The following is an 11,316-nucleotide window of genomic DNA, read 5'->3' as shown; positions in this document are numbered from 1 at the left end:
TATCTCACAAGCCATGTCTTGTTCATAGTAAATTTTTACAAGCAAAGGTTTATCCCTCGGTTGATAAATCTGCTTTGCGGAAACTGCAAGCCATTATCGTCATTGATCTCAGGATCAATTGCATATTGTTTTACATTGTCGAGCGAGAACAGGTTGTAGGCATTTATATAGAACCGGGCCTTTTCCATCTTCACCAGTTTAATGAGTTTGGCGGGCAGTGAATACCCTAACTCCAGCGTACGTGCGCGTAAGTATTTTATATTGTGCGCCCAGAAAGTGGAAGCGTGGTTATAATTACTGTGCCCGCCATCGTTGAGACGCAGTGCCGGATATTTACCGGGAATCCATCCGCTTTTTGGATCGAAGGGATTTTCGCGGTGCCAGCGATCGAGGAAAATGGGATTCAGGTTACCGTCATTCTGAAATGGGATCCTTGTTTCCCAATTCTGAAACCAGGTATAACCGGCCGCGCCGGAGAAGTCGGCCCGGAAATCGAAGTTTTGATATTGCAACGTAATACTGATGCCGAAGTTGATATTGGGTGGGTTGTTGTCGCTGCCATACCCGATGGGCCGTTCATCGTAGTCATCGATCTTGTTATCGCCATTCACATCTTTATAAATAAGATCACCCGGCAACAGCGTTTTGTTGCCTTGTCCATCGATGTTCACGGGGTAATTGTTGATCTGCTCCTGCGAAGTGAACTGGCCAACAACATCGTATCCCCAGTTGATGCGGGTAAGGCGGTGCTCGCCTGAGTTACGGTATTGGTCCCACGAATTAAAGAAAACGGGTTTGTAGGATGCAAGGAATTTTGACCGGGAATACGACAGGTTGCCGCTTACACTAAAGCGCAATTTCTTATAGGAACCGTTATACGTTAATGCGCCTTCTTCGCCATACTGTGCATCGCTGTTGATGTTCTCATCGGGTAAGGAATAACCGATCTCTGAAGGCACCAGCACATCTGATTTCCGGCCACGCAAACCAGTGCGTTTACGATAGAAGTAATCGAAGGTTCCGCTCAACTTTCCATTCCATAAAGAAAAGTCGAACCCCACATCGGTCATCTTACTTCTCAGCCAGGAAATATTGGTGATGGGTACACCGCGGTCTCTCGATCCTACAACCGGCACCCCGCTTAAAATGGAAATACCCTGGTTGTAGTTGTACCCCTGCACATAGGAGAATGCCGGCAGATCGAGTTGCTTGCCATCATCACCGAGAATTCCATATGAACCGCGGATCTTAAAATCGGTTAACGGATTCCGGCTCCCCAACAATTTTTGCATAAAGGGTTCTTCCATGATCCGCCAGCCGGCAAACACCGAAGGGAAATAACCTACGCGATTATCAGGTGCAAACAAATACGAGGCATCGCGGCGGGCCGACATTTCCAGGAAATATTTGTTGTCGTAATTATAAGTAAGCCGGCCAATGTACCCTATTCGCGCTTCCTTATCGTCACTGTCTTCGTAGGTATCGGCCGTGTTGAAATAGATCAGGGTAAGCGCATTGGTGCTGGGTACCGAATGGATCCTGTTGCGCAGGCGCTGGTTCTTGATGCGCTCGTTCACCACCAGGGCGCCGATGGTATGCAAGCCGAAGGTGCGGCTGTAGTTGAGCTTAAGTTGTTGGGTAATATTGATCTGTTTTATCTGTTCCCGTTCACGGAAGGGGTTCGTACTGCCACCGGTTGGTTTATAAGTATCATCAACCGGGTTATAGGTATACGTGGTGTAAGTATACTCATGGTTATTATAATAGTAATCGGCTAAATAATATGAGTACACGCCACTGATTGTTAAACCCTTCACATAGGGCACTTCGTAATCTGCATTGAAATTGGTTTGCAGCACCCGCCAGTCGCTCTTGAATTTACCACTCCATTTGGTGTTCAGGTAGGCCCAATTGGTTTCATTGTGTTTAATGTCGTTCAGATAATTGGGATTATCATTGGCATAAGGTCGTTCCAGTGGCGTATTGCGCAGCACGGCAAAGCGGGCCAGCCAGTAATCATCGGCATAAGGCACGCCGGGATTGTCGCGCGTTTCAATCCGGCCATTGATGTTCACGCCTACTTTCAGCCGGTTGGCCAGTTTGGCGGTTACATTCGATTGGATATTGGTACGATTGAATTTATACTCGCGCCCCAATACGGAGTTCTGGTACAGGTGAGTGGCTGATAAATAATAGTTGATCTTGTCTGAGCCACCGGTAACATTCACATTCACCGAATGCTGGGGCGCATTCTTTTTTACGATAAAATCTTTCCAGTCAAAACTCTGGTAACCGCGTTCTGTACCAGCTTTGTATTTCTCCAGTTCATCCTGGGTTATAGTAGTGCTGCCATAGCGATTGATCTCCGCCTCGGCGCGGTAACGCATGTAATCGTAGGAATTGGTAAGCGCATCGGGGAACCGCATCCAGTTCTGGTAACCGGTATAGGCTTCCAGGTTAATGGTGTTGCGCGTGCCCAGTTTGCCGCGTTTGGTAGTGACGACAATAACGCCGTTTGCGGCCCGCACGCCATATACGGCGGCAGAAGCATCTTTCAGCACGGTGATGCTTTCAATATCGCTTGGCGCCAGGTTGTTGAACTGACCGGCATCCTGTTGAATGCCATCGATCACAAACAGGGCATCACCCATATTGCGCACCTGGAGGTTGGCGCTGGCGCCCGGGCGGCCATCCTGCATGCGGAAGGAAACGCCGGGTAATTTACCGGCCAGGCTGGTGCTCACCGTTGAACCGCCATGCACCATGCCAATGTCTTTATCGGTTACGGCGACAATAGCGCCGATAACGGATGCTTTTTTTGTAGTACCATAGCCTACTACTATCACTTCGCCCAGGTCCTGCCGCAGTTTTTGTAACAGGATGGCGAGATTCGCCTGGCTGTTGATCGGTGTTTCCTGGTTTATATAACCCACCGATGAAATGATGAGCACTGCCGATTCGCTGGATACTTTAATATTGAAGGAGCCATCGATGTTGGTGGTTACGGCATTCTTTGTGCCTTTCTCCAGCACGGTGGCATTGGCTACGGCCACCCCGGCGCTGTCTTTAATTTGTCCGGAAACGGTAAAGACCGGTTTGTTTTGCGCCCATCCGTTTATTGAAAGGAGAAAAATGACCAGGAAGGAAAGAAGGAGCCTGGCTTTTGGCGGAGGCAGTACATGCCTGTTGAATTTTTTCATAAAGCAATCAATTGTTGGTTAATAATGGCAGCTAAAGGATTTGCATCCTTTGTTTTGATTTCAACATGAAATAAAATCTTTAGCACCACAGCGCTTATTCCCTGCGTTTCAGAATTGATTCAATTTGTTACATGCTGTTTTTTTATGATCCATTCTTGCTTAAATTACTCTCCCGATGAACTGCTTACTACGAAACCGCTTGCTGCTATTGCTTGTGTTATGGCTGTACGTAAATACGGCCGGTGCGCAGCCTTATTACTTCAAACATTACCAGGTAGAGAATGGATTGTCGAACAATACGGTGTATTGCAGCATCCAGGATAATAAAGGCTTTTTATGGTTTGGCACCAAGGAGGGGTTGAACCGGTTCGATGGATATCGATTTAAATTATTCCGGTCAGACAATGAAGGAAAACAACTGCGGAAGGATTTTATCTTTTGTTTGTTTGCCGATGCAAAAGATAATTTGTGGGTGGGCACGCAAAACGGGTTGTATTTTTTTGATTATGCGAAAGAACGCCTGGTGCGTTTTATCGATACCCTGCCTGAGGTCAATGATATCCAGATGGACCGGCAAGGTCAATTATGGTTCCGCTCCAACGCCATGGTTTGCCGGTATAATTTTATGACCCGCCGCTTAACGACATTTCCGCCAGATAAAACCATCTATGCCACCGCGCTTTGTATGAGTGACTCGGGTGAAATGTGGCTCGGCTCTATGGATGGCCACCTGGTACGGTTCGACACAGCGACGCAAACTTTTAAAGGACCGGATGTGTTTGCTCATTCACCGCAAATGCCTACCTGTTTTATAAAAAAGATCTACCCCGCCGGGAAGGACGCGATCTTTGTGGGCACTACCTGCCAGGGCATCAAGCTGTATAACATTTCTACCAACAGTTATTCCGATCTGCTGATCTACAGCGCCGATAAAACCACCGTGTATGTGCGCGACATTTTGCAATACACCAATGATGAATACTGGTTTGCGACCGAGTCGGGCATTTTTATTTATAATCTCATCAGCCGCCGGTTCACTAATTTGAAGAAACAGTTTTCCGATCCCTATTCGTTGTCGGATAATGCGGTGTATACGTTGTGCAGAGACCGGGAAGGGGGCGTTTGGGCCGGTACTTATTTTGGCGGCGTGAATTATTATCCTAAGCCTTATACGCCCTTCACCAAGTATTTTCCCGACCGTACCAATCAAACCATCAGCGGCAGCGCCGTGCGGGAAATTTGTGATGACCCCGATGGTAATTTATGGATCGGTACGGAAGATGCTGGCCTGAACAAGCTCAACCCGCGCACCGGCACCTTTACACATTACAAACCTACGGGTACGCCCACCGGGATTGCGTATCACAATATTCATGGCCTGCTGGTGCTGGGGAATGAAGTATGGGTGGGCATGCTCGATCATGGGCTTGACATTATGAACCGGCAAACCGGTAAAGTGATAAAACATTATGGCAGCAATGTGCACGACAATGCCTTCCGCAATAATTTTATTGTGACCATGCTGCAAACCAGGCGTGGCGAGATCTATGTAGGCAGCGGCGGCGGCCTCTACCGCTACCGGAAAGCCACCAAAGATTTTGAATGGCTGCATGAAACACCCGATGGGGAATTTATCAGTTGTTTGCTGGAAGACCATGCGGGTATTATCTGGGCAGGCACGCATAACCAGGGGGTATTGTATTATGATCCGCTTACGAGGCATTGGGGGCGGCTGAAAAACAATCCAACTGATACCAATAGTTTACCCATCAACGATATCAATGCCGTGGGGGAGGATAGTTATCACAATGTATGGATAGCCACCGAAGGCGGCGGGCTTTGTAAACTGGACGCCGTGCGTCAACACATTACGCGTTACAACCTGCAAAATGGGTTGCCCAGTAATTTTGTGTTCAAGACCGTAGAAGACAATCACCGGCAACTATGGATCACCACTTCCAAAGGTCTGGTAAAACTGGACCCTGCCACGCAAGGCATGACCATCTATACCAAGGCCAATGGGTTGTTATACGATCAGTTCAATTACAACAGTGGGTTTAAGGACGCAAAGGGAACTTTGTATTTCGGTTCTATCAAGGGTATGATCTCTTTTCGCCCCGAAACATTTGTGGCCCCTTCGTTAACACCACCGGTGTATATAACCGGGTTCCAGGTGCATAATAAAGAACTGCAGATAGAAAAACAGTCGCCGCTGCAGCAATCCATTCTATATACCAACGTCCTCACCCTGCCGTATGATGAATCCTCTTTCAGTATTGACTTTGCCGCGTTGAGTTATTCCAGTCCGGAGATCACCGAATACAAATACAAAATGGAAGGGCTTGATAAAAACTGGACGTATTTATCAACCAACCGTAAAGTATATTTCACCAACCTGGCGCCGGGCAGGTATACTTTTCGTTTAGCTGCTGCCATCAATAACCACTGGAGCAAGGAGAAACAATTACAGCTCACCATTACCCCACCCTTCTGGAATACCTGGTGGGCCTGGCTGGTGTATGCAGCTATCGTGGTAGCCATAGCCTGGTCGTTCATTCAAAACTATCATAAGCGTTCGCAGGAAAAAAAGGAGAAGGAAATTTATGAGGCCAAGTTCGAGTTCTTTACCAATGTAGCGCATGAAATTAGAACACCGCTTACTTTAATTAAAGGCCCGGTGGAGAACCTGATGGAAAAAGTAGATGAGCTGCCGGCCATCAAAGATGACGTGACGATGATGGAAAGAAATACCAATCGCCTGATGACGCTGATCACCCAGATCCTCGACTTTCGACAAACAGAAGCAAAGGGGTTTAGCCTGGAGTTTACCAAAGTGAATATCACCAACCTGTTGCAGGAAGGGTATGCCAGTTTTCAACCACTGGCCAGAAAGCGCAACCTGCAATTCGCTCTCTTATTACCGGATGCACCGGTTGTTGCGCAGGTGGATGAAGACGCCCTGAATAAAATTCTCAGCAACCTGTTCAGTAATGCCGTGAAATATGCAGCACACCTCATCACCGTGCAATTGTTTCCCGTTCAAAAAGAAGACACCGGGTTTATGATCGAGTTTTCCAATGATGGCGGGTTGATCCCGGCTGCCATGCGGGAGCCGATCTTTGAACCCTTTTATCGCATCAAGGAAAATAGTAAACAAAAAGGAACCGGCATTGGGTTAACGCTTGCCCGGTCGCTCACCCAATTACACCAGGGCAAACTGTATGTAAAAGAAAACACGGGCGCGCTGAACACTTTTGTGCTTTACTTACCATTACAACCACCTATAAAAAAGAAATGATGAATCAATTGCCACTTATTTTACTGGTAGATGATGAGGAGGAAATTCTCGATTTCCTGGAAAGGATCCTGCAACCCAAATATGCCGTACTGAAAACGTTAAATGGCCAGGAAGCCTTGCAGGTGCTGGCATCGAACGTTGTTCAGCTGATTATCAGTGATGTGATGATGCCCGATATGGATGGGTTTGCATTGTGCTCGCTGATTAAATCGAACGTAGAGTATTCGCACATCCCGATCATTCTGCTTACGGCCAAGAATACCATCCAGGCAAAAGTGCAGGGACTGGAGCTGGGCGCCGATGCCTATATTGAAAAACCTTTTTCGAAGGAACACCTGCTGGCGCAGATGGCCAGTTTGCTGACCAACCGCAATATGATAAGGGAGTATTTTGCCAACTCTCCACTGGTGCACATCAACAGTATGGCGCATACAAAGGCCGATGAACAATTCCTGGCTACGCTGCACGCCATCATCATTGAACACATGGAAGAAGTAGAATTAGATGTGGAGCAACTGGCGCGGTATATGAATATGAGCCGCGTGACTTTATACCGCAAAATCACCGCCATCTCTGACCACACGCCGCTTGAACTGATCCATCTGACGCGGTTAAAGAAAGCAGCCGAACTGCTCACCTCGGGTGATTATAAAATGTATGAGATCGCCGCCATGACGGGGTTTAGTTCGCAAAGTAATTTTACCAGGAACTTTCATAAGCAATTTGGTGTGGCTCCTACTGATTACGCGCTGCGGAAAAATAAGGAATAGGCAGACGGCAGAAGGCAGAGCGCGAACCCTTTCTGCCTTCTGCCGTCTGCCTTCTGCCATCTAATGGGTACATTCATGAAACGAATCCCCACTCGGATAGCTGAATGAATTGACGAGTTTCCAACGCAGCTTATACATGCCAAAGCTGGTATTCTTGTAAACAGTGGCGCCATTCAGATCGGTGATCACATCAGTGCGCCAGCTTTCACCACCATTGCCATTGGCTACGTCAAGAATTGTAGCATAACCACTCGGGCCATTGCACACTGATTTCACGCCACTGATAGTTTTTACCAGGGTAAACGCCCCGGTAGATACATTGAATTTATAAATATGCCCGCTGTTGGTTAGCCATAGATCTGTAGTACTGCCATACACAGGGAACAGATCATGCGCATTACCCTGGGGCATGGTGTATGTCTTTTTTAACGTGAGCACCGGACTGCCGCAACTATTGTTATAACTGAAGGCTTTCAGTTTGTCTTTGCCTGCTGCCCATAACAGTTTGTTGGTTTTATCCCATACCACATTGTGCACATCTTCAAAGGCAACCTTTCCACCTTGTTTGCTATCGTCATTGATATAGGAATCTACAGTGAAAATAAGCAGATAGCCACCAGTGGTAGAAGCGGTCACCACATTTCCGTTGGGAAGCAGTTCTGCTGAGTGCGTATTTCCGCCGGCATAATCGTACCAGATGGCTTTTTTAGATGATACATTGATGATGGCCACACCACCGCCGGATGCAGTGGCCAGAATGTATTTACTACTATATACCGGTTTGGCTTCGCTGAGGTTGGTGAACCAGCCTTGTGCGCCTGAACGGATCATGGCATATGACGCAGTGGGTTTCCATTCCCAGGTTATTTTATTACCATTGGCCACATCTACCATTACGATGCGGGCATTCTTTTGATCGCAGATAACGATTTCTTTGGCAGTGGCTTCCTCTGTGGCCAGCGCTTGTGTGGTCAGCAATTCAGCAGCGTTATCAGTTGCTGCTGATTGTGATGATTCCTTTTTACATCCCAATGCAAATAGCAGGGAAAATAATAGCGATACGGAAAAGATCTTTCTCATGAATAAGTGTTAGGTTAAGTAATAAGGTTATGCCCTACATTATAATATAAAAGCACTTACCCATTCTAAAATTCATGCCAAAGATATTCACATACGGCAGGTAGTTATAGTTGCCGGTTTTATGCAGTAGGAATTAATATAATAATAGTAAAAGTAACATGCTTTAGTGCTCAGCCCCAGTATGCAAAAAACCGTAAGCAGAAGTAAGAAGTAGGAGGTATGAATTTTCACGAACTTCTTACTTCCTACTTCTTACTTCCTACCTCGAACGTATACATCCCTGCTTCCAGTGGTTGTATTTTATTATTCAGGATGAGCGTTGCGGTTGAATTAGGTGGAATAACTACATTGTAAATTATTTTCTTTCCTACTCGCTTCCATGACGAGACAATAGTACCGTAGGGTGATTCATGCTTTACTTCTACCTGGTTCAATGCCGTTATAAAATGCGGTTGCAGGATCATTTTTTTAAAGCCCGGGTTGTTTGGATCTGGTTTTATGCCGCCCAATGCTTTGTAGAACCAGGCGCCTATTTCGCCAAACATAATATGATTGAGCGAGATGTCACTGGCCGCATCGATCTTCCAGTTCTCATATAAAGTAGTGGCGCCATTCACGATCCACCAACCCCAGGAAGGAAAAGTTTCCCTGGCAGCCAATTTATAGGCCAGATCAGCATACCCATTTTCGCTCAATGCATTTAGAATGGATTTGGTACCCAGCAGCCCCACATCGAGTCTGTTGCTGTCGGCCTGCACCCGGTTGGCCAGATTGGCAGCGACTTTTGTTACCAGGGAATCCGGTACTACGTTCCAGCATAAGGGAAAACTTAATTCGGTTTGTGTACCGCTGCCATAGATGCCGGTAACCCTGTTCAGGTATTTGTTATTAATGGCGTTTTTGATCTTTATGGCCAGCGCATTGTATTTTTCTTCATCGGCTGAATGGCCCAGGATGTGTGCAGCTTTGGCCAGAATGGAGGCATCCGTGAAATAGTAAATGGATGAAGTGAGCTCAACCGGTGATTTTGATTTTACCGGCACCCAATCGCCCAGTCCCCAGGTGGTTAAACCGGTTGGATATGACTGGTCGATATGATCTACATAGCGTTTGATATTTTCGTAACACCGCCCTAACAAGGAGGTGTCACCGTAGAATAAATAAATGTTCCATGGAATGATGGCAATGGTGCTCGTCCAGTCGGGGCCATTGGCCCATTCATAGCCCCAGCCACTGGTGGGAATGATCGCCGGCAACACGCCATTGGGCTGCTGTTCATCCCGGTGATCGGCCAGCCATTTTTCATAGATGGTAATTCCATCAAAATTGTACAGGCCTGTCTCGCTATTAATATGTGCATCACCCGTCCAGCCGTTCTTTTCGCGTTGGGGACAATCGGTGGGATAGCCATACAGGTTCGACAGGTATGAATTATTGGTCGCCTGCCATATTTTGTTGATGGTAGGGTTGGAAGTTGTTACCCTGCCAACCGGGGGCACATCACTGTGCATGAAGTAACCGGTGAGATCTTCTTTTGCCAGTTTCACGGGTATACTGCTGGTCACTTCTATGTATTGAAATCCTTTGTAATTGAAGCGGGGCATAAAACTTTCGACGCCTTTGCCACTGGTTATATATATGTCGGTACCAAAAGGATCGGCAGTACCAACAGGCCGGTAATGCACATCTATGTTCGATTGATCAACATGGCCATCGGGCCGCAGCCGTTCGCCATGTTTTAACCGGAATACCGTTCCTGCCGGAGCGTTCACTGCAAGGCGGCTTATTCCGGCGATATTCCGGCCGAGATCAAACACAAACGTGGTATCATTAAAAGCGTACACTGACCGGGCTGGTATCGTATCTATAACGCGGATCGGTTGCATCACCTGAGCAACAATGTTCGCTGAGGGGGTTGCACGATAGATCACTTCTTTCCATTTTGAATCATCAAAAGCTGCTTCACTCCAGCCGGGTTGTTCCAGGCGGGCATCATACTGTTCACCAGTATAAATACTATTGAAGATGACCGGGCTCAGGCTCGTTTTCCAATCTTTACCCGAGGTGATCGTTTCTATGCTTCCATCTTCATAAGTAATGCGCAGGTCCAAACAGAAAGTGGGCCGGTTGCGCCAGGGTGCTTCATGAAAATACCATACGGCAGTGGATTGGTGATTGTACCAGCCATTACCCAACAAAACACCAATGACGTTTTTGCCGTTTTGCAGTGCTGCCGTTACATCATGGGTGAGATACAGTGTACGCCGGTCGAACCGGGTGTACATGGGATCGAGGTGATGATCGCCGATCCTGTTGCCATTGAGATATAGTTCATACAATCCTGCTACTGCAATGTATGCGCGGGCGGAGCGTATTTTTTTATTAAGGGAGAATGTCTTTCTGAAATAAGGGGCAGGTTTTGTATTGATATCGCGGCTGTCGCTGATCCAGGCGCCCTGCCAGTTTGCATTGTTCATCGTTCCTGTTTCAAAAAATGAAACCGGGGATAACAGTGATGCCTGGTTATCTTTATCCCATACCTGAACCGCATAATAGTACCTGGTGAATGCCTGCAGCGGCTTACCCTGGTAAACCACCAGTTGCCTGTCTGACGGTACAGGGTCTGTTTGCCAACAATTGCCTTTACCCTGACTTACCGCCAGGGAGTCAGTTCCAACAATAACCCGATATGCCATTTGCCGTGCGCCTTTACGGGCATCCTTTAATTGCCAGGTAAACCGCGGGTGCGCTTCATCTATCCCCAATGGATGGGCAATATACTCACATCGCAACTCCCCTGGTAAACAGAGTGATTGAGCCATTGTATTAAGACCGATGACCATTAATACAATGGAACACATTGCTTTCATATGTAACATGCTTAACTGTTTAGTAATGCAGGCTTTTCTTTATACGTCTTCCACAAGAACTCACCGAATAGCGTATTCGCCCAGGCGAACCATTTACG

General features: G+C 47.1%; 5 protein-coding genes. 2 read left to right on the top strand and 3 right to left on the bottom strand.

Annotated features, from left to right (window positions below; translation table 11 throughout):
• Positions 1–35 precede the first annotated feature (35 nt).
• The gene (locus ACJ751_RS01525; protein ID WP_407743611.1) at positions 36–3,200 is read right to left on the bottom strand and encodes a SusC/RagA family TonB-linked outer membrane protein; all 3,165 of its coding nucleotides are present in this window, start codon (positions 3,198–3,200) and stop codon (positions 36–38) included.
• Positions 3,201–3,375: 175 nt separating this feature from the next.
• Here ACJ751_RS01525 and ACJ751_RS01520 point away from each other — a divergent pair, with 175 nt between their 5' ends.
• Both ACJ751_RS01520 and ACJ751_RS01515 read left to right on the top strand, forming a co-directional pair.
• Entirely contained in the window at positions 3,376–6,498 is a 3,123-nt protein-coding gene (locus ACJ751_RS01520) for a two-component regulator propeller domain-containing protein (protein ID WP_407743610.1), read from the top strand.
• The gene (locus ACJ751_RS01515) at positions 6,498–7,268 is read left to right on the top strand and encodes a response regulator (protein WP_407743609.1); all 771 of its coding nucleotides are present in this window, start codon (positions 6,498–6,500) and stop codon (positions 7,266–7,268) included. Before ACJ751_RS01520 ends, ACJ751_RS01515 begins: the two co-directional genes overlap by 1 nt.
• Before the next feature lie 60 nt (positions 7,269–7,328).
• Here the strand turns inward: ACJ751_RS01515 and ACJ751_RS01510 are convergent, their stop codons facing one another.
• Positions 7,329–8,348, bottom strand: a complete 1,020-nt coding sequence (locus tag ACJ751_RS01510; RefSeq protein WP_407743608.1) for a DUF6528 family protein — start codon at positions 8,346–8,348, stop codon at positions 7,329–7,331.
• A 245-nt stretch (positions 8,349–8,593) separates the two neighbouring features.
• Positions 8,594–11,218 carry a family 78 glycoside hydrolase catalytic domain gene (locus tag ACJ751_RS01505; protein ID WP_407743607.1) on the bottom strand — a complete coding sequence of 875 codons (2,625 nt, stop codon included), beginning with the start codon at positions 11,216–11,218 and terminating at the stop codon, positions 8,594–8,596.
• Between the last annotated feature and the right edge of the window lie 98 nt (positions 11,219–11,316).

The organism is Niastella sp. (assembly GCF_045805085.1).
Lineage (GTDB): Bacteria > Bacteroidota > Bacteroidia > Chitinophagales > Chitinophagaceae > Niastella.
This window is presented reverse-complemented; position numbering and strand designations above follow the sequence as displayed.